Origin of the sequence: Oceanihabitans sp. IOP_32 (genome assembly GCF_009498295.1) — a bacterium.
Lineage (GTDB): Bacteria > Bacteroidota > Bacteroidia > Flavobacteriales > Flavobacteriaceae > Wocania > Wocania indica.
Window position 1 is genome coordinate 1805090 of record NZ_CP040813.1, and the last position, 21616, is coordinate 1826705.

At 35.5% G+C, this 21616-nt stretch carries 12 protein-coding genes; 6 read left to right on the forward strand and 6 right to left on the reverse strand.

Annotated elements, in window-relative coordinates; translation table 11 throughout:
* Window positions 1-468 precede the first annotated feature (468 nt).
* Together FEZ18_RS07515 and FEZ18_RS07520 are read left to right on the forward strand one after the other, a co-directional pair.
* The gene (locus tag FEZ18_RS07515; RefSeq protein ID WP_153267749.1) at window positions 469-1395 is read left to right on the forward strand and encodes a PfkB family carbohydrate kinase; all 927 of its coding nucleotides are present in this window, start codon (window positions 469-471) and stop codon (window positions 1393-1395) included.
* 106 nt (window positions 1396-1501) lie between these two features.
* Window positions 1502-3400, forward strand: coding sequence for an amidophosphoribosyltransferase (locus FEZ18_RS07520; RefSeq protein WP_153267750.1), 1899 nt, complete (start codon window positions 1502-1504; stop codon window positions 3398-3400).
* A gap of 350 nt (window positions 3401-3750) precedes the next feature.
* Here the strand turns inward: FEZ18_RS07520 and FEZ18_RS07525 are convergent, their stop codons facing one another.
* Window positions 3751-4359 carry a superoxide dismutase gene (locus FEZ18_RS07525; protein ID WP_153267751.1) on the reverse strand — a complete coding sequence of 203 codons (609 nt, stop codon included), beginning with the start codon at window positions 4357-4359 and terminating at the stop codon, window positions 3751-3753.
* Between the two features lie 118 nt (window positions 4360-4477).
* Between FEZ18_RS07525 and FEZ18_RS07530 the strand changes: the two genes are divergently transcribed.
* The 4 genes from FEZ18_RS07530 (at window position 4478) to FEZ18_RS07545 (ending at window position 13226) form a co-directional block, all read left to right on the forward strand.
* A complete protein-coding gene (locus tag FEZ18_RS07530) occupies window positions 4478-7621 on the forward strand; it encodes a UvrD-helicase domain-containing protein (protein ID WP_153267752.1) in 3144 nt (1047 codons plus the stop codon).
* A 17-nt stretch (window positions 7622-7638) separates the two neighbouring features.
* A complete protein-coding gene (kbl, locus tag FEZ18_RS07535) occupies window positions 7639-8832 on the forward strand; it encodes a glycine C-acetyltransferase (RefSeq protein ID WP_153267753.1) in 1194 nt (397 codons plus the stop codon).
* A gap of 144 nt (window positions 8833-8976) precedes the next feature.
* Complete coding sequence (locus tag FEZ18_RS07540) at window positions 8977-10362, forward strand: OmpA family protein (RefSeq protein ID WP_153267754.1); 1386 nt, start codon at window positions 8977-8979, stop codon at window positions 10360-10362.
* A 104-nt stretch (window positions 10363-10466) separates the two neighbouring features.
* Window positions 10467-13226: a PD-(D/E)XK nuclease family protein gene (locus FEZ18_RS07545; RefSeq protein WP_153267755.1), complete on the forward strand. Its 2760-nt coding sequence runs from the start codon at window positions 10467-10469 to the stop codon at window positions 13224-13226.
* A gap of 126 nt (window positions 13227-13352) precedes the next feature.
* On the opposite strand, the gene FEZ18_RS07550 is transcribed toward FEZ18_RS07545, so the two are convergent.
* The 5 genes from FEZ18_RS07550 to FEZ18_RS07570 form a co-directional block, all read right to left on the reverse strand.
* Entirely contained in the window at window positions 13353-14645 is a 1293-nt protein-coding gene (locus FEZ18_RS07550) for an erythromycin esterase family protein (protein WP_153267756.1), read from the reverse strand.
* Window positions 14646-14952: 307 nt separating this feature from the next.
* On the reverse strand, window positions 14953-15822 hold the full coding sequence (locus FEZ18_RS07555; RefSeq protein WP_153267757.1) for a patatin-like phospholipase family protein: 870 nt from the start codon (window positions 15820-15822) through the stop codon (window positions 14953-14955).
* Between the two features lie 131 nt (window positions 15823-15953).
* Complete coding sequence (locus FEZ18_RS07560; protein WP_153267758.1) at window positions 15954-19058, reverse strand: VPS10 domain-containing protein; 3105 nt, start codon at window positions 19056-19058, stop codon at window positions 15954-15956.
* A 436-nt stretch (window positions 19059-19494) separates the two neighbouring features.
* On the reverse strand, window positions 19495-20670 hold the full coding sequence (locus FEZ18_RS07565) for a P1 family peptidase (RefSeq protein WP_153267759.1): 1176 nt from the start codon (window positions 20668-20670) through the stop codon (window positions 19495-19497).
* Window positions 20671-20672: 2 nt separating this feature from the next.
* A complete protein-coding gene (locus FEZ18_RS07570) occupies window positions 20673-21440 on the reverse strand; it encodes an aspartate/glutamate racemase family protein (protein ID WP_153267760.1) in 768 nt (255 codons plus the stop codon).
* Between the last annotated feature and the right edge of the window lie 176 nt (window positions 21441-21616).

Genomic DNA, 21616 nt, shown 5'->3' on the forward strand with positions numbered 1-21616 from the left:
CTCTTTATAATTGTTTTATATAAACAAGGTATCATTTTAAAAGACGCGTCAAGTTCTTTATTTAAAAGAGATTAACGATTATAAAACGTTTTTAGTCGGACACTAATGTTTAAAAATAGTAAATTGATTAAATTTTGAGGAAAACGCTTTTTTTCTTTTGCTATATTTTATAATTAATTGTCCTTTATATGTCATAAACCTATAAATTAGTAACTTATGATGACATCTTTGTGCCGAAACGACAATAGATATTTATTTTTATTCCGCGTAAATCTGCGGGGTAATTATCCCTTATCTAATATTTGTTTTCTCGCTGATTTCGCAGATGGACGCAGATTTTTTCGTCGTATGACGAAAAAAGGGACATACAGATATAATTATTAATATGATAGTTATCATATAGTCATAAAAAAATATTATTGTCTTCGTTTTTAAAACACTTATATTTGCAAAAATTAGAACACCAGTATGGGTAAATTAGTGATAGTAGGTACAATGGCTTTCGATGCTATTGAGACACCTTTCGGAAAAACCGATAAAATTCTTGGTGGCGCAGCTACTTTTATTGGGCTTGCAGCCTCTCATTTCGATATCGATGCCGCAGCCGTTTCAATTGTAGGTGGCGATTTTCCTCAAGAGTATTTAGATTTGTTATCAAATAAAAATATTGATCTCTCAGGCGTAGAAATTGTTAAAGATGGTAAAACCTTTTTTTGGAGCGGTCGCTATCATAACGACATGAATTCTCGCGACACTTTAATTACAGAGCTTAATACCTTGGCCCATTTTAATCCCGTTGTTCCAGAAGCTTATCAAGATGCCGAGGTGGTTATGTTGGGTAATTTGCACCCCATAGTGCAGTCTGCTGTGTTAGATCAAATGCAAACCAAGCCCAAATTGGTTGTTTTAGATACGATGAATTTCTGGATGGATTCTGCTCTAGACGACCTCTTAAATGTTATTAAACGCGTCGATGTGATAACTATAAACGACGAGGAGGCCAGGCAGTTAACCGGGGAATATTCCCTAGTAGTGGCGGCTAAAAAAATTCATAAAATGGGACCAAAATATGTGGTTATTAAAAAAGGCGAGCACGGTGCTTTGTTATTTAATAACGACCAAGTGTTTTATGCTCCAGCTTTACCACTTAAAGAAGTTTTTGATCCTACAGGAGCAGGCGATACGTTTGCAGGGGGCTTCGCGGGGTATATGGCTCAAACTGGAGACACCTCGTTCGAAAACATGAAAAATGCGGTTATATTTGGCTCTACTTTAGCCTCGTTTTGTGTAGAAAAATTTGGTACAGAACGCATGGTTAATTTACAAAGTGAAGAGGTGCGTAAACGCTTATTACAATTTAAGCAATTAACGCAATTTGAAATAGAATTGTCATAAATTAACGCGCTCTTATTTAGAGTGCGTTTTTAATTTTAATAATACTGCTAAGGTAGGAATTCAAAATATTTAAAAATAAGAACTAAAGCGATAACCTTTTATAATTATGAGTGATGCATTAAAGCACGAATGTGGAATAGCAGTAATTAGACTTTTAAAACCACTAGAATATTATAAAGAAAAATATGGAAGTGCATTTTATGGAGTGAATAAAATGTATTTAATGATGGAAAAGCAGCATAACCGCGGTCAAGATGGCGCTGGTTTTGCAAGCATTAAGCTAGATACGAAGCCTGGCGAACGCTATATAAGCCGTGTGCGCTCTATAGCCCAACAACCCATTCAAGATATTTTTTCACAAATTAACCAACGTATTAATAAAGAGTTTGTTGCGCATCCGGAGTATGTTGATGATGTGGCTGCGCAAAAAAAGAATATACCATATATTGGCGAAGTGCTTTTAGGGCACGTCCGTTATGGTACATTTGGAAAAAATAGTGTGGAAAGTGTACATCCCTTTTTAAGGCAAAACAATTGGATGCACAGAAACTTAATAATGGCTGGTAACTTTAATATGACAAACGTTAAAGAGTTATTTAGCAGTTTGATAGATTTAGGGCAACACCCTAAAGAATATACCGATACTATTACCATTATGGAGAAAATCGGGCATTTTTTAGATGATGCTGTTAGTAAAATTTACAAAGATTTAAAGAAAGAGGGTTTTTCCAAAAAAGAAGCCTCGCCACTAATTGAAAAGCGACTTAATATCGCCAAAATATTACGACGTGCTGCCAAAAATTGGGATGGTGGTTATGCCATGGCTGGTCTTGTTGGGCATGGCGATGCTTTTGTTTTAAGGGATCCAGCAGGGATTCGTCCTACGTATTACTACAAAGACGACGAAGTGGTGGTTGTAGCTTCAGAGCGACCAGTAATACAGACCGTTTTTAATGTGAATTTTGAAGATGTTAAGGAATTAAAACCTGGACATGCTTTAATTACCAAAAAATCTGGTAAGGTTAGTATAAAAAAAATATTGGAACCTTTAGAGAAAAAGTCCTGCTCTTTCGAACGTATTTATTTCTCTCGTGGAAGTGATGCTCAAATATATCAAGAACGTAAAATGTTAGGTAAATTATTAATGCCTAAAGTTCTTAAGGCTATTGATTGTGATACAAAAAACACGGTCTTTTCGTACATTCCAAATACTGCCGAATCGTCGTTTTTCGGGATGATAGAAACTGTTGAAGACTATTTAAACGAAAAGAAAACAGAAGCTATTTTAAATGGAGGTGGAAAAATGTCTGCCGAGAAAGTTACCAGAATTTTAGAAGAACGACCACGAATAGAGAAAATTGCCATTAAAGATGTAAAATTACGAACTTTTATTACAGAAGATAGTAGTAGAGACGATTTGGTAGCTCATGTTTACGATGTAACCTATGGTGTTATAAAGCCCACCGATAATTTGGTAATTATAGACGATAGTATTGTGCGCGGTACAACACTTGAAAAGAGTATTCTTAAAATGCTAGATCGACTGCATCCTAAAAAAATAATTGTAGTGTCCTCGGCGCCTCAAATTCGCTACCCAGATTGTTATGGCATTGATATGGCAAATCTTGAAACTTTAATAGCCTTTAAATCGGCATTAGCACTATTAAAGGATAGAGGTATGTATCATATAGTAGAAGAGGTTTATAACAAATGTTTAAGTCAAACCGCGTTAGACGATAAAGATGTAAAGAATTTTGTTAAAGAAATATACGATCCTTTTACAGATGAAGAGATTTCAGATAAAGCTTCAGAGTTGTTAAGTGATAGTACCTTAAAGGCCGAAGTAAAAATTATTTTTCAATCTGTTGAAAATTTACACAAAGCCTGTCCAGAACACATTGGCGACTGGTATTTTACTGGGAATTACCCAACAGCTGGAGGAAATAGAGTAGTAAATAGAGCTTTTATAAACTTTTACGAGGGTAATAAAGAACGTGCGTATTAAAATTTTAGAACCCTTTTCGGCGTAATTATTGGGATATGCGGCGTTTTGACGAATAAAGAAGTAGTTTATCTAAAAAATATTTTTTTTCTACAAATTACATCTACTTTAGTAAAACCATAACATAAGTAGGTTAAGTTCATGGTAGATTTGGGGTAAGAAGGTGAACGAAAGTTCACCTTTTTCATTTTAACGAAAGTTTTAAAACTAAGTTGGTTTTTAGAGTTATAATATCTATCTAAAGGTTTTGCCTAACTTTAAACAACTCAAATATAATCCCTATAGCAACGTGATGAAACAAAAAAGCAAACCCTTTTCAGGATTTGCTTTGGTATGTATTAAATAAAAAACGCTTATTTCGCTTCGGCGTAACGTCTTTCTACCTCATTCCAGTTAATTACGTTAAAAAAGGCATTAATATAATCTGGACGACGGTTTTGGTAATTCAGGTAATAAGCGTGCTCCCAAACATCTAAACCTAAAATGGGTACACCGCCACAACCTACTCCTGGCATTAATGGGTTGTCTTGATTTGGTGTCGAACAAATTTTAACCGTTCCATCTTTATGCACACACAGCCAAGCCCAACCAGAGCCAAAGCGTGTGGCCGCAGCTTTACTAAATGCAGTAATAAACTCGTCTTTAGAGCCGTAAGCCGCTTCTATAGCATCTTTTAACTCTCCAGACAAATACCCTCTATCTTCTGGGTTCATAACGGTCCAAAACAAATTGTGATTGTAATATCCACCACCATTGTTTCTTACGGCTGTATTATCCATGTCCAAATTTGTTAGAATATCTTCAATAGATTTCCCTTCTAAATCTGTGCCTTTAATAGCATTATTTAAGTTGTTTGTATAACCTTGATGGTGCTTGGTATGGTGTATTTCCATAGTACGAGCATCGATATGAGGCTCTAAAGCATCGTAAGCATATTGTAATTTCGGTAATTCGAAAGCCATAGTTTTATTTTTTTTAAATTAATAGTATTCCAAATTTACGGATAAAACACATCAATTAAAAATAATATATACTTATGAAATGATTGATAGTTTTTATATTGTGTTTAAATTTGTCTTTATGCAGACTAAACATCCTTTTACTATCTATAATGCTTCTGCCGGAAGTGGAAAAACCTACACTCTAGTAAAGGCCTATTTAAAAATCCTTTTTAATTCGGATAATCCCTATCTTTTTAAAAACATTTTGGCCATCACATTTACTAATAAAGCGGTTGCCGAAATGAAAGATCGTATTATTGAAATGTTAAAAGCCTTTTCAGATAAAAGTGTTTTAGAGTCTGAAGACAACAGTATGTTTTATGACATTTGTGAAGACATCAACATGGCACCTGAAGTGCTTTTTGAGAAGTCAGGAAAACTGTTAAACACCATTTTGCACAATTATGCCGCTTTTGATATTAGCACGATTGATGGTTTTACACATAAACTGATACGCACTTTTGCCTACGATTTGAAAATACCCTTAAATTTCGAAGTCGAATTAGACCAGGATTCCCTTTTAAATCAAGCCGTAGACCGTTTAATTGCTAAAGCGGGAACAGACACAGCCTTAACGCGAGTTTTAGTCGATTTTGCGATTGAAAAGGCAGACGATGATAAAAGCTGGGATGTCGCTCTCGATTTTAATAAAATTGCAAAATTATTGGTTAACGAGAACGATAAGCCGTTTATTGAAAGCTTAAAGGGTAAAAGTTTAAAAGATTTTAGTACACTTAAATCACTGTTACAGAAAGAAATCACTCTGGTTGAAAATACATTAACCGAAGGTGCAGAAGGCGTTTTAACCTTAATCGAAGAGGCGGGCTTAGCGCCAAACGATTTCTCCAGAGGCTCGCTACCAAAGCATTTTAAAAATCTGGCTATTAAAAATTACGGAATTAAGTTTGACTTGGTTTGGCAAATCGATCTTTTAGAGGGTAATGGGCTTTACCCGAAACGTGTTAGTGAAGAGGTTGCAGCTATTATTGATAGTATTCAGCCACAGCTCGCCAAGGCTTTTTCTACCACAAAAAACGCTGTTTTTCATATTAAATTTTTAAAAGCGTTTTATAAAAATGTTACCCCACTTTCTGTTTTAAATGCCATAAATATGGAATTAAACGCCTTAAAAGCAGAACAGAATAAAATGCTAATTTCAGAGTTTAATTCTATAATTAGCAAAGAGATAAAAGACCAGCCTACGCCGTTTATATACGAACGCATCGGAGAAAAATTTAATCATTATTTTATTGATGAGTTTCAAGACACCTCAAAAATGCAATGGGAGAATTTAATTCCGCTTATAGAAAATGCGCTCGCTTCCCAAAATGGCAGCGCCATGATTGTTGGCGATGCTAAACAAGCTATTTACCGCTGGCGTGGTGGCAAAGCAGAACAGTTTATAGATTTGTTTGATCAAAAAACACAACCGTTTCATTGTAAACAAGAGGTTAAAACGCTAGAGGAGAATTATAGGAGTTATAAGGATATTGTAGATTTTAATAATGGCTTTTTTAAGTTCGTATCACATCAAGTTTTTACCGCCGAAGCTTATAAAACGCTTTACGAAAACGCGCACCAAAACAGCACGAAAACAGAAACTGGCTATGTGTCGTTAAACTTTTTAGAAATTGAAAAAGATGAAGATAGGGATGAGGTATTTTCGCAATACACTCTAGAAGCCATTAGACAGTGTTTAGAAAACGGTTTCGATCTGGCAGACATTTGTATTTTAGTGCGTAAGAAAAAAGACGAAAAAGCTTTAGCTAAATTTCTAGGTACTCAAAAAGATATCAAAATAATTTCTGCTGATGGTTTATTGTTAAAAAACGCGCCCGAAGTTAATTTTATAAATAATGTTTTAGCACTTTTAGTTCAGCCAAACAACAACGAAACAAAAATGGCGGTTTTAGAACATCTAACAACGCTGTTTAATATTGAAAATAAACACGAGTTTTTTACAAATCACATTCAATTAGCAGTGCCAGAACTTTTTAAAAGCTTCGAAGTTTTTAATATCTATTTAAGTAGTGCAGCCCTATTACAGCTGCCACTTTACGACTTAGCAGAAACTGTAGTGAGAAGTTTTAACTTAGTCGAAAAATCTAATGCTTATATTCAATTTTATTTAGATGTCGTTTTAGATTTTTCTCAGAAAAAAGGCTCTGATGTTTCCGGGTTTTTAGAGTATTTCGATAAGAAACAGGAAAATTTAAGTGTCGTTTCGCCACAAGGTCAAAACGCCGTCCAGATTATGACCATCCACAAATCTAAAGGCTTGGAATTTCCTGTGGTTATTTTTCCTTATGCCGATTTAAATATTTACGAAGATATTGAACCTAAAGAGTGGTTTGCAACCAATCAAGAAAAATATAATGGCTTTTCTTATGCACTTTTAAATTACAATAAAGATTTTGAGTTTTATGGAGACGAAGGCTTGCGTATTTTTAAAACCCACACCGCAGAACAAGAGTTAGATAGCATTAATTTACTTTATGTAACTTTAACAAGAGCTATAGAGCAATTGCATGTAATTACTACGAAAGACATCTCTTCAAAAGGCGAAGTTAATACAAAAAGATATTCTGGATTATTTATTGAATATTTAAAGCGTATTAACATCTGGAAAGATTCAGAATTAACGTATAGTTTTGGCAATGCAAAAAGAACGTTTAAAAAAGCAACTATAAAAGACAAGACTCAAATACAGCAACAATTTATATCCACAGCAAAAGAAATACATCATATAAAAGTGGTTACAAAATCGGGTTTACTCTGGGATACCAGTCAACAAGACGCCATCGAGAAAGGAAATCTTATACATGATATCATGTCTAAAATTGAGATAAGCGACGATGTCGATGCAGCAGTGAACGAGTTTTTAGTGGCATCTTCTATAAATAAAGAACAGGCCGAAATGTTACAAGAAAGTATACATAGAATTGTTAATCATCCACAATTAAAAAACTATTACAGTCCAATAGGTGCGGTGTATAACGAACGCGATATCATCACAAGTAATGGTGATATTTTACGTCCAGATCGCGTGGTTGTCACGCCTAAAAATGAAGCCGTAATTATAGATTATAAAACGGGGTTCGAAGATTATAAGCATCACGAACAATTGCAAGCTTACCAAACGGTATTAGAAGCTATGCACTTAAAAGTGATAAAAAAGTTTATCGTATATATTAATGATGATATTGAAGTAAAAGACATTTAAATTAAAAAATTAAAATTATGAAAAGTGATTTAATAGCACATTTAAAAAGAGAAATTGAGGACATTAAAGACCAAGGGCTTTATAAGGAGGAGCGCATTATAACTTCAGCTCAAGGTACAGAGATCACCTTAAATACTGGGGAAACCGTTTTAAATTTTTGCGCTAATAATTATTTGGGTTTATCGTCGCATCCCGATGTTATTCAAGCGGCAAAAGATGTTATGGATACTCACGGTTTTGGTATGTCTTCGGTACGTTTTATTTGCGGAACCCAAGACATTCATAAAACTTTAGAGAAAAAAATTGCAGATTTTTACCAAACCGAAGATACCATTTTATACGCAGCAGCTTTTGATGCTAATGGTGGTGTTTTTGAGCCTTTGTTAACTAAAGAAGACGCTATTATTTCAGACTCATTAAATCATGCCTCAATTATAGATGGTGTACGGTTGTGCAAAGCAGCCCGTTATCGATACCAAAATAATGACATGCAAGATTTAGAAAATCAACTTATCGAAGGCAATAAGAATGGTGCACGTTTTAAGTTAATAGTTACAGATGGTGTGTTTTCAATGGATGGCTTAGTGGCGCCACTTGACAAGATATGCGATTTAGCCGATAAGTACGATGCTTTAGTTATGATAGATGAGTGCCACGCCACAGGATTTATAGGCAAGACAGGACGGGGTACTCTTGAAGAAAAAAACGTCATGAATCGTATAGATATTATTACAGGTACTTTAGGAAAAGCCTTAGGAGGCGCTATGGGTGGGTATACCACAGGTAAAAAAGAAATCATTCAAATGCTACGCCAGCGATCAAGACCTTATCTGTTTTCAAATTCCTTAGCGCCTGCCCTTGTTGGCGGAGCTATTAAAGTTTTTGAAATGCTTGAAAACAATACTGAACTTAGAGACCAACTGGAATGGAATACCAAGTATTTTAAAAAAGGAATAAAGGCAGCTGGTTTTGATATTATTGATGGAGAATCGGCCATAGTACCGGTAATGCTTTATGATGCCAAATTGTCGCAGAACATGGCAAATATGTTATTAAAAAAAGGTATTTATGTTATAGGATTCTTTTTTCCAGTGGTTCCAAAAGGGCAGGCTAGAATTCGAGTTCAGTTATCTGCAGCTCATACAAAAAGTCAGCTAGATCAGGCTATTACTGCCTTTACTGAGGTAGGAAAAGAATTAAAAATCATATAAAAAAAATCGGTTAAGCAAATGAGTTAATTTATTCATGGAATGAACCTGACAGAACGCTTAATATTTTATACATTTGGCTTTGTTATTATAATTTAACAACTTACTTTTGCATTTATAAACTTTTAAAACTTAAACTTTTTAAATATGAAAAATCTTAGCAGATTATTGTTCGCTATGTTGCTAGTACTCGGTTTTAGCAACGTAAACGCACAAGACGAAAACAATCCATGGCAAATTACCATTGGAGTTAACGCTGTAGATGCCTATCCAAACGGTGATGGTGGTTTATTTAGCGAAACTATTTTTGACGAATATTTTAACGCTGAAGATCACTGGAACATTCTACCTTCGTTATCTACCATTACAGTATCTAGATATTTAGGAGATGGTTTCTCTCTTGGTGTTACAGGATCTCTTAACAAAATCGATAAGTGGGGAGATAGTAGTAAAGGCCCAGATGTAACTAATACGGTAGACGATTTGTCTTACTATGGTTTAGATGGTACAGTTAAATACAGCTTTAGAGATATACTTAACACCAAAACTTTAGATCCGTACTTAGGTGCAGGTGGTGGTTACACTTGGATTGATGAAATTGGTGCTGGTACTTTAAATGGTACTTTAGGTTTAAATGTTTGGTTTAACGATAACATTGCCTTAACCCTTCAAACAGGTTACAAGCACGCTTTCGAAGATTACTTAGATTCTCACTTCCAACATTCGGCTGGTATTTCTATCAAATTTGGTGGAAAAGATACAGATGGCGATGGCATCTATGATAAAGATGATGAGTGTCCAGACGTTCCTGGTTTAGCTGAGTTTAACGGTTGTCCAGACACCGATGGTGATGGTATTCCAGATCACTTAGATGATTGTCCAGATGTTGCTGGTTTAGCTGAGTTTAACGGTTGTCCTGATACCGATGGAGATGGTATTCCAGATCATTTAGATGAGTGTCCTACAGTGTTTGGTTTAAAAGCCTTAAACGGTTGTCCTGATGCTGATGGTGACGGTGTTCCAGATCATTTAGATAAATGTCCTAACGAAGCAGGTCCTGCAGCTAACAACGGTTGCCCATGGCCAGATAGAGATGGTGATGGTGTTCCAGATAAGGATGATAACTGTCCAGATGTAAAAGGTACTGTTGCTAACAACGGATGTCCAGAAGTATCTGAGGCTGTTCAAAAAACACTTAACGAGTACGCTAAAACGATTTTATTTGATACCGGTAAATCTTCAATCAAGGCCGAGTCGGCTCAGGTTTTAAACGATATTACTGCAATCTTAAAAGAGTATACTAATGCTAAGTTTACCGTTGAAGGACATACAGATAGTACGGGTAGTGCAAAATTAAATCAAACATTATCAGAAGCTAGAGCTCTTTCTGTGAAAGAATACCTAGTAAATAATGGTATTGATGAATTTAGATTATCTGCGCTTGGATATGGAAAAGATAGACCTATCGACACTAACAAAACTAGAAAAGGTAGAGCTAATAACAGACGTGTTGAAATTAACTTAGTAAAGTAAATACTTTATAATAGTTTCAAACAAAAGCCAAAAACGCTTCGGAAATTCCGAAGCGTTTTTTATTTTTATAACATACCAAATTACACCAAAGCCCACGTCTCAGTATGTCTACTTTTATTTTCGATGTTTTAAAAGATCTTCAAAAGAAAAATAAACCATTCTCCGAAATCACCTTTATATTACCCAGCAAAAGAGCTGGTTTGTTCTTAAAAAATCAACTTTATAAAGTCAGTCAGCAAACAATTTTTGCGCCTCAAATTATTAGTATAGAAGAGTTTGTTCAAGACATTGCTCAGCTTACACCAATTTCGAATACCGAGCTTTTATTTGAGTTTTATAACAGCTATTTAAGCATGACCGATAAAGAAAACGTCGAGTCTTTCGAATCGTTTTCCAAATGGGCGCAAATACTATTACAAGATTTTAATGAGATAGATCGATACCTTATTCCTCAAGAAAAAATTTTTAATTATCTGGGTGAAATTCAAGAGGTAAATCATTGGTATTTAGAAAAAGAGAAAACAGATTTTGTTAAAAACTATTTGAAATTTTGGTCTAAACTCCATGAGTACTACAACCATTTCTCTAAGCGGCTTAAAGCTAAAAACCTGGGTTATCAAGGTTTAATATACCGGGAGGCCGTTGTTAATTTGGAGTCTTATGCCCAGAGTAACAGAGAAAATAACTACGTGTTTTTGGGTTTTAATGCCCTTAATACCGCTGAAGAAACCATAATACAGTACTTACTTGAACATAACACGGCAGATATTTATTGGGATATCGACACCCATTTTTTTAACGATTTAAAACACGACGCAGCTTGGTTTCTTAGACAACACAAGACCAACTGGAATTATTTCGATACCAATCCTTTTAATTGGATTACCAATCACTATGCTGAAGATAAAAGCATTTCCATTTTTGGGGTTCCAAAAAATATCGGGCAATCAAAACATATTGGTACACTTTTAAAGCAATTAAGTGAAGAAGATAAGTCTTTAAAAAGTACAGCTGTTGTTTTAGGCGATGAGAACCTGCTTATACCAGTGTTAAATTCGCTGCCTTCAAACATCGACGCACTTAATATTACAATGGGTTTTCCACTAAAATCTATTCCCTTGGCATCGCTTTTTGAAAGCTTATTTAATCTGCATAAAAACCCCTCAAAATCTTTTTATTATAAAGAGGTAATAAATATCATTTCGCACCCTTTTATACGACCATTATTTTATGGTGATGCTACAGATTATGCATCTGTAATAATCGAAACCATCCAAACTAATAATATTATATACTTAAATGAGGTTAGATTAAAAGAAATCGCTAATAAATGTCATCATATTATAGATGTACTTTTTACAGATTGGGATGTTTCGATAGATAAAGTTTTAGATAATTGTGGGCAATTAATTGTAATAATCAAAAACGATCTGAGTAAAAATAAGGCTTCAAATGTTTTATCTTTAGAGTATTTATTTCGTTTTAACAGCTTATTTAATGAGTTAATTCGTTTAAACAGTGCGTATAATCATATTAAAGATGTTTCAACTTTATTTACTGTTTACAAAGAGCTTTTAAGTAGTGAAACTCTCGATTTTCAAGGCGAGCCCTTACAAGGCTTGCAAGTTATGGGGATGTTGGAGTCTCGTGTTTTGGATTTTGAAACCGTAATTATTTCGTCTGTAAACGAAGGTATCTTGCCGTCTGGAAAAAGTAACAATTCTTTTATTCCTTTTGATGTGAAAGTGGAGAATAACTTACCAACGTATAAAGAGAAAGATGCCGTTTATACCTATCATTTTTACAGGCTGTTGCAACGCGCAAAACGCGTTTATATTTTATATAATACAGAAGCCGATGTTTTAACTGGTGGCGAAAAAAGTAGATTTATAACACAATTACTTTTAAGGAATAAGCACGATATAAACCATTGTTTAATAACACCTCAAGTGCCTGTAATACCACCTACTTTAAAAGCAATAGACAAAACACCTGAGCTTTTAAATGAAATTGCTGCGGTGGCAAATAAAGGGTTTTCACCGTCCTCACTTACCAATTACATTAGAAATCCTATAGTTTTTTATTATCAGAAAATTTTAAAAATTAAGGAGCATGATGAGGCTGAAGAAACCGTAGCAGCCAATACCTTGGGTACCGTTGTGCATAATACACTAGAAGATTTTTATAGACCCTTTATCGGTACATTTTTAACGGTGGAAAAGCTTCAAAATTTGAAATCAAAAATTAGTGAAAGAGTGGGGTACCACTTTTCTAATGAATATAAAGAGGGTGATATAACCAGTGGTAAAAACCTTATAATTTTTGAAATAGCAAAGCGTTTTGTCACCAATTTTTTAAATTTAGAACTAGAAGAACTACGTGCAGGTAACGACATAAAAATTTTATCTATTGAGACAGAAAACAGCATTGTATTGGATATACCTGAATTAAATTTTCCTGTTAAATTAACTGGAAAAGTAGACAGAGTTGATGAATACAATGGGGTAACGAGAATTATTGATTACAAAACGGGTCAGGTTACCCAAGCCAATGTAGAAGTAGTAGATTGGGATGCTATTACCACAGACTACAAGAAATACAGTAAAAGTTTTCAGGTACTTAGTTATGCTCTATTGATGCAGCAATCTGGAGAAATAAAAGGGGCTGTGGAGGCTGGAATTTTTTCGTTCAAAAATTTAAGTAGTGGTTTTTTAAAATTCGCTAAAAAAGAAAAGTCTGGTAATTCTGCTAAAAAAGAGGTGTTAATAACTGAAGAGACTTTAAAAATGTTCAGTGAGCAACTTAAGAAGCTCATTGTTGAAATTTGTGATATCGAAACGCCTTTCATTGAAAAAGAAGTGTAAAACATAAGTGTTTAAAGATGCTGGAAAACCCCTTGTTTGTGGTCTCGGAGTACCAAAAAACACGTTTAACTACTGGAGTTAAATACCATAAGAAGGGAATACAGCTGCTTTTTAAATGGCTTTGTTTTATTTTTTTAAAACACGTAAGGCAGTGGTGTTTTTAAAAAAGAATAAGGCGTCGTAACGCAATGGGACAATAGTGGGTACAAATTGTCTTTGATCTCTTCTCGGGTTGTACACGACACCAACGGCTCTATTGCCTATGGGTTTTAGGTTTTTGCCTTTTCGATCTTCTGGATTGAATATGAGATAGAATTTATCCTCATTAATTTCATTCAATTTGTATTCTATACTATTTGGAATGGCTGGAGGGATGGTCATTTTTCTCATAGGAGCGCCCCAACTAGAGCCCGCCATAACTTGGCCTTCATAGGTTGTAAAACCCACTAAAAAAACATTGTTTTCTCCAAGCTCATTCCGTGTAAGCTGGCCAATATTTTCATTACCACTATTTCGCATGTTGGTATATTCTGCATCTCCAATATGGGTATTATGTGCCCAAACAATACCTTTTGAATTGTCACCATAAAGTTCTAATAAATTTTGAACAGTACCGTGCATATGATTTACTCTAGAATTCCACGATACCGAGCTTTTTGAGAGCACACTCTCCCTGTAAAATTCTTCGGCATGATGTACTACAATAGTATTTTGTAGTAAGTAAAAATAATCATCGTCATTAAGTTCTGGGAAGTTATTTCGATTGTTTTTAACAAAATTCACAACGTTTAGAGTCGCGGAGGCACAATCTTTTTTTCCAGCTTTAACGGCATGAGCATACCGCCAACTATCACCTTTATGAGGATCAAAGCAACGGTATTGCTCTTTAACGTAGGTGTAAGCTGTTCTATTGGTTGATTCAAGTAGTTCTAAAACCACTTTTTTAGAGTTCCATTCATCGTAAACATCCATGCCATAAAAGCCTACTTTTTTGTCTTGTGATAATGAGTCGTTGTGCTTACGAAGCCATTCCGCTAGCACTACTACCTCTTCATTGGCCCACATCCAAGTGGGCCACCTGTCGAGTTTTAACAAAACCTCCTTTGCAGATGATCCTGCACCGTCTAGATTTTTTACATAACGATTAAGGTGATATAAACTAGCGAAATCGCCCTCTACTGCAATAAAACTAAAATGGTGCTCTGTTATTAGGCGCCTACTTATTTTATCTCGCCAAAAGTAGTATTCGTGAGTACCGTGACTGGCCTCTCCTAATAACACCAATTCTTTGTTTGCAGCAGCTGAAATTAGCTGATCTAAGCTCGCACTCCCTTCTAACGGAATGGCTTTTTGTTTTATATTTTGAGTTGAAGTATACATGCTTGTAAAAAACAATAAAAATCCTAAAAAGGTTTTCATAATTAACGGAATTATAGAGAAGCTAAGGTACTTAAAATTAATGAGTTAGTCAAGTGGTGTTTTTGTTATGAGGATAAGCTAAATAAACTGTAAAGAAGGGTTTGCCCTAGAAGAATAATACCAATTTAATTTTGAAATGCCGTATTGTTAATTTGGCATAAAGGCTCAAAATAAACACTTCTAAAAAATACAATAGATAGCTTTTTAAAACTAATTTTTTTAAAAATTATGTCAGAGCTTATAGGTCGTTTATAAACAGAATATCCTGGTGTAGAACTCAATTTATGGCTTTAGAGAATTAGACTTTCTACACGTTGAAATTATTTTTAGCAATGCGATTTCGTGTTGTTTCATAGCCCAAAACAATTAAATCTTCAGCTCTGTAGAAGTCGTAAATATTACAGAAATTGCGAGATATTTCGATTAAAACATCTGGAGGATCAATTTCAAGGTAAAGCTTAACCAATTGATCTCTCATCATTTCGTAAGATTTGTTCATTATGTCGAAATAGCCCAAGCTATTCTTATTATCTGTTGGTAGTAATTTGTGTATGCTCTTATTAAAACTATTTAAAAGATTTTGGTATTTAAAGTCTTCCTTTACTTCAGGCTCGTTTTTCTTCGGAATAGGAACATTGGCGTTAACATTAACTGCGATTAAAACATCTTCGGCAATTCGTTTGGCATGATTAATAGGGATGTTATTAACGACGCCTCCATCAACAAGAATAGCATCGTTGTTTTTTACGGGAGTAAAAACGCTAGGTATCGATACCGATGCTCTAATAGCGCTTAATAAATTACCTTCTGTAAAGACAATTTCTTGCCTGTTTGTTATGTCGGTTGCTGTTGCCGCATATTTAATATCTAAGTCTTCGATATTAATATCTGGTATAAATGTTTTTAGTTCATTAAAAACTCTATCTCCTTTAACAAATCCGTTACCAATTAACGTAAAATCTATGAGTTTAAACACATCGACTTTGTCAAGATTGATTATCCATTCTTTAAAGGCCTTTAAATTTCCTGCGGCGTAAACGCCACCTATTAAAGCACCCATTGAGGTGCCTGTAATGGCGTGTATGTTATAGTTTTGGTTCTCTAAGGCTTCAATAACTCCTATGTGTGCAAGACCTCTTGCTCCTCCACCTGACAATACTAAAGATACGTTTTTCATGTTTTTATTTCTTTGTGCTTTACTTCCAATACAAAAGGAAGCGTTGTTGTAGCGCTTCCTTTTTGTTTTTTGAGAGAGAATGTTTGTTATTTCAATTATTTTAATGAACAAACCCAATTTAGTTTTCTCGCTTAGTCTTCAACAAACAAATAATTTAATTGCTTAGCATTAAAAGTGATATTAAAAGCTTTAACCTCTTCACTTAAAATGGTATTAAAGGTGGTGAGCTGCTTTTCAATTTTAGCGGTTAATTCATTTTTTACAGCAATATCTTGTTCTGTTGGAGCAAAATCACCCATGGCCACTAAAGCATTTAAATGTCCTAATTTGTTGGTTAACTTTATCGGGAAATTTAAAGGGTCTTGGGCGCTTCGGTTTTTAGTTTGGTATAATTTCTTTTCAATATTAGACAGCTGCTCTTCTAGAGCTTTAGCCTTTTCTAACAATGCCTTAACCTGATTGTCACCTTTATATTGTTTTTGAAATGCGCCTAATTGTTTATTTATACGTCTTATTTTTTTAATGGACTTATGGGCTTGGTCCATAGTTTTGTTTACGTCTTGTATGAAATCAAATTGCGTTTGCATATCTGCCAATGTGCTTTCTGCTCTTGGGTCTGCTAGTATTTTAAAGGGCTGCGAGAGTTCAACTGTATTAAGCGACAATGAATCTTCAATTTTTAAACTTACCTTATAATCTCCTGGAACTGCTTTAGGGCCTTTTAAACTTGCCCACCATAAAATCATGCCTGGTAAACGCTCTGCGCCATCATATGTCATATCCCACACAAATTGATTGCCGCCTTTTTTAACGGTAAGTTTGTTCTTTTTATCGGCGTTTGTAAAGGTTTTAATAGTGTCTCCTTTCGCATCGAAATAGGTTAAAGACACTTTGTCGTTTTCTTTTAAATCTTTTAAATTGAAATAGGTTATAACCCCATTTGGATGGTTTGTACCCTCAGTTTTGCTAGCTTTTTTGCTACTGCCTCGCATTCTGTAAGAGTCTTTTGGCTTAAACAAAACATCCTGACTCAAATCGGCATTGTACAATTGATGCATAACTGTTAAGTCATCTATCATCCAGATGCTTCGCCCTTGTGTAGCCACAATAAGATTGTCTTCTTTAATAGTTAAATCTGTAATGGGTACAATGGGTAAATTTAACTGAAATGGTTTCCAGTCTTTACCGTCATTAAAGGAAATATACATGCCAGTTTCTGTACCTGCATACAATAGACCTTTTCGCTTTGGGTCTTCCCGAAGCACACGTGTAAAGTGCTCCTTGTGAATACCGTTGGTTATTTTTGTCCAAGTTTTACCATAATTGGTGGTTTTGTATAAATAGGGTTCAAAATCACCTGTTTTGTATTTTGTTCCAGCCACGTAGCAAGTGCCTTTATCAAAAGCACTAGGCTCAATACTGTTAATCATCATCCAATCTGGCATGCCTTTGGGCGTTACGTTGTCCCATGTTTTACCGCCATCTTTGGTTAGGTGAATTAACCCATCGTCGCTACCCACCCAGAGTAAACCTTCTTGTAATGGGGATTCGTTAGCCGCAAAAATAGTACAGTAATATTCTACCGAGGTATTATCTTGAGTAATGGGACCTCCCGACGATTTTAGCTTTTCGGGGTCGTTTCTTGTTAAATCTGGGCTAATAATTTTCCAAGATTGTCCTTCGTTTTCAGTAACATGAACGTGTTGAGAGAAAGTGTAAAGTTTATTTGGATTGTGTTTTGAAAACATAATAGGGAAATTCCATTGGAAGCGGTATTTCATGCCTTCGGCACCATGCCCCATGGGGTTGTCCGGCCAAACGTTTATGGCTCTAACCGTTCCTGTTTTATGATTTTTTCGGGTTAAAAAACCGTGATAACTTCCGCCGTAAACAATGTCATTATTTTTCGGATCTACAGCAATATGTGCCGATTCACCTCCAGCTGTACTTTCCCAGTCGTCTTCGGTAATGGCGCTGCCATCCGTTCGGTGTGAAATTCTTAGCGTAGAGTTATCTTGCTGGGCAACATAAATGCGATACGGGAACGCATTGTCTGTAGTGACGCGATAAAATTGAGCTGTGGGTTGGTTGTGGTAGGTGCTCCAAGTTTCGCCACCGTCGTAACTCACTTGAGCACCACCGTCGTCGCCAATAATCATACGTTTTGGATTTTCAGGGGCAATCCATAAATCGTGATGATCGACATGTGGTGCATTGAAGCTTTTAAACGTTTCTCCGCCATCGGTACTTTTGTGGTAACTTACATTTAAAACATAAACAGTGTTTACATCTTCGGTGTCGGCATACACACGTGTATAGTACCATGCACGTTGGCGCAGTTTACGTTCGTTATTCACTTCTACCCATGAGGCTCCACCATCATCACTACGGTACAGTCCGCCAGCCTCTTTATTTTCTACAATGGCCCAAAGCCGTTGGTTATTAAGCGGTGATACGGTAATGCCCATAATACCGAGAATACCCTCTGGGAAACCTTTGTTTGTCGAGATTTCTGTCCAAGTTTCGCCACTATCGGTACTTTTCCATAGGGCAGAACCTTCACCACCAGAATTTAAGCTGTAAGGTGTCCTATTAACCCGCCAGGTAGAGGCGTAAAGAATACGTGGATTTGTGGGATCCATTATTAAATCGACCACACCCGCATGTGGGTTTACAAATAGTGTTTTTTTCCATGATTTACCGCCGTCAATACTTTTATAAACACCACGCTCTTGAGTGGGTTTATAGATATTTCCCATAACCGCAGCGTAAACCATATTGTGATTCGTTGGGTGAATAGCAATGCGTGGCACATGTCTGGAGTTTTCTAAACCCGATGCTGTCCATGTTTTACCAGCATCTACACTTTTCCAGATGCCATAACCCGACGATACGTTACCACGAACGGTTTTTTCGCCGCCACCTACATAAATGACGTTGGGATCACTTTTAGACACACTTATTGCACCAATACTTCCGCCAAAATAGCCATCAGAAATGTTTTCCCATTCACGACCGCCATTGGTTGTTTTCCAAATGCCACCACCAGTAGCGCCAAAATAATATAAATTGGGTTGGTTTGGTACCCCTGTTACAGTAGCACTTCGGCCACCACGAAAGGGACCTACGAGCCTGTATTCCAAAGCCTCATAATGAGATTCCTCAAAGGTTTGTGTGTAACTATTTAAACTGAAAAGAGTGAGTAGAACAACCGAAAATAATTTTATAGGACGCATAGTAAAGAAGTTTAGTTGTTTACCAAATATAAGGATTTTACTAAAACATATACTTTGCTCACTCAAGTTATATCAAACTTTAAAAGATAAATTAACTCTCGAAATTGCATTTTGAAATATGTTCATAGAGGCACCATGGCTTGTAGTAGCAGTCATATTTACAACAATGCTTCCAAACGAATTGATTTCTTATTAGGTTCATATCATTTGTGTCCGACAAAAACGTTTTAGCATCATCAATTTCTTTAAAATAAAGAACTATACACCTCTTTTAAAATGACACTTTATTTTTCTAAAACGTTTATAACGCGTTCGATGAGATGTTTTATTAATCAATTCACTTCTGCCAATCAGTTAGTTATAATCTAGTCTTGGTTCTAATGTCTAAAAGCGAAGCGTTCTTATGTCTTTTATCGGACATTAATATATTTACATACTAATTAAGCGCGTTATATTGCTTTAAAATCTTTAAAGTGGCATCAATAGGTAAAGCTTTCATTTCTCGACCTTGTTTTCCTTTGGTATCTGTGGCCATAAATAACGAATTATATATGGCTTCTTCAGTAGCTTCTACAACCGCTAAAAATAGCGGTGACATAGCACTGTTTTTTAAATCGGGCTTTAAACTTACGAGCATGTCATTGGTATTGGATATTCTACAATCGGCGTTTGTGCTAAAAGCAATCACATAATCGCCACTTCCATTTGAGGCAAACGATCCCACTCGCGCTAAGGCCATAAAAGCACGTTTTGATAAACGCTCTAAATTTCTTGAAGATAAAGGCGCATCTGTAGCTACAATAACCATAATAGATCCATCTACATCGTAAGGCACATGAGTTGCCATATAATGATTTTTCATTTCTTCGCCCACGGGTGCACCATTAATGGTTAAAATACCACCAAAATTTGACTGTACTAATACCCCTATGGTATAGCCGCCATCTTTTTCAGGTAGGACTCTCGATGAGCTCCCAATGCCTCCTTTAAAACCTAGGCATTTTGTGCCTACACCTGCACCAACACAACCTTCTTCTACAATCCCGCTTTTACTGTTTTCTAATGCGTAATATACATGTTGTTTTTCTACGTGTTTGCCTCTTATGTCATTTAGCCAACCATCATTGGTTTCACCAACTACCGGATTTATAGAGCCTACTTCTTCATTGCCCTTTAGCGATAGCATATAATCTGATAGAGCATCTGCAACTTTAGGTGCGTTTAAGGTGTTTGTTAAGGCAATAGGTGTTTCAATATTGCCCAATTCTTTAATTTGAGTTGTGCCAATAGCTTTACCAAAACCATTGCCTACAAAAATGGCAGCAGGTACTTTCTCTTGAAAAATATTTCCTCCATGTGGTTTTATTACCGTAACTCCTGTTCTAATGGAATCGCCTTCTATCACCGATGAATGACCTACAGTAACGCCTTTTACATCGGTTATATTATTCCATTTTCCTGGCGTTAGAATTCCAGGCTTTATTCCATAATCTCTCACTCTCTTGCGCGCTTCTATTTCTGTTTGAGCAGGGCAAGTCTGACTAAAAATAAGCAGGCTAAATAGAATAAGATTTTTACCGAAGAAGCGACTTGCTGAATTGAAATATTTCATAGTTATTGTAGTTTATTTTTATCGAATTCAAGGATTAATGCTCTTGCTAACACCCAATTGGGATCGATTAAAACGGTGTTTCCAATTTGTTTTTCTGTTATAGCCAATGGTATCTCTGTACATCCTAAAATGATAACCTCAGCGCCTTCTGCTATAAGCATATTTAAGGCCTTTTTAAGCTTTTTAGTCGCTATTGGATGTATTTCTGGACTGGTTATTTTTATGCCATATTCCGGATTATAAATACTAGCATGAACTAACGATTCTTGCCATGCTTTTGGCATCCGAATAGCTTTTAATCCCGCATTTTTAATAAATTTCTCATACAATTGAAACGTATAAGTCCCACTGGTAGATAAAACCCCCACTTTATTCAAATGAGGATGACATTCTTTGATGAAATTTATGGTAGCCTCAACAATGTGCACCAATTTTATTTGGAATCCGGAATTTAACAACTTTTCTTTTACAGCGGAATATATTTTGGGAACATGAGCGGTATTACAAGCAATTGCAGCAACTGAAACACCTACTTTGGCCATGCGCTCGATAACATGAAATAGAGCATCGGCTGGGTTTTCTTTAATATGTTCGAGTAAATATTCTGTTCTGTCAGGAATAGTATTGGCATAAGATAAAAGGGTAATTGGGAGATGGTCTTGCTCTGTTTTAATACTAGTTTGTTTAAGTATTTTAGACATTAAATCTAGACCTGCATAAGGTCCAACACCTCCTATAATTCCAATGGATTTTCCGTTGTAGTTGCTCATTTCACATGGTAATAAAATCCTTCATTTGTTTTAGCCTGATTTCACTCTCAACTTTGGTGTGTTTACTATATTTTTTGCATAGCATTCTAAACAAACCATAAGTTTTTGGAGTAATAGGAAGGTAATTTAAGCATTTTATAAATATTATGCTAAACGACATGACATCAAAATAGTCG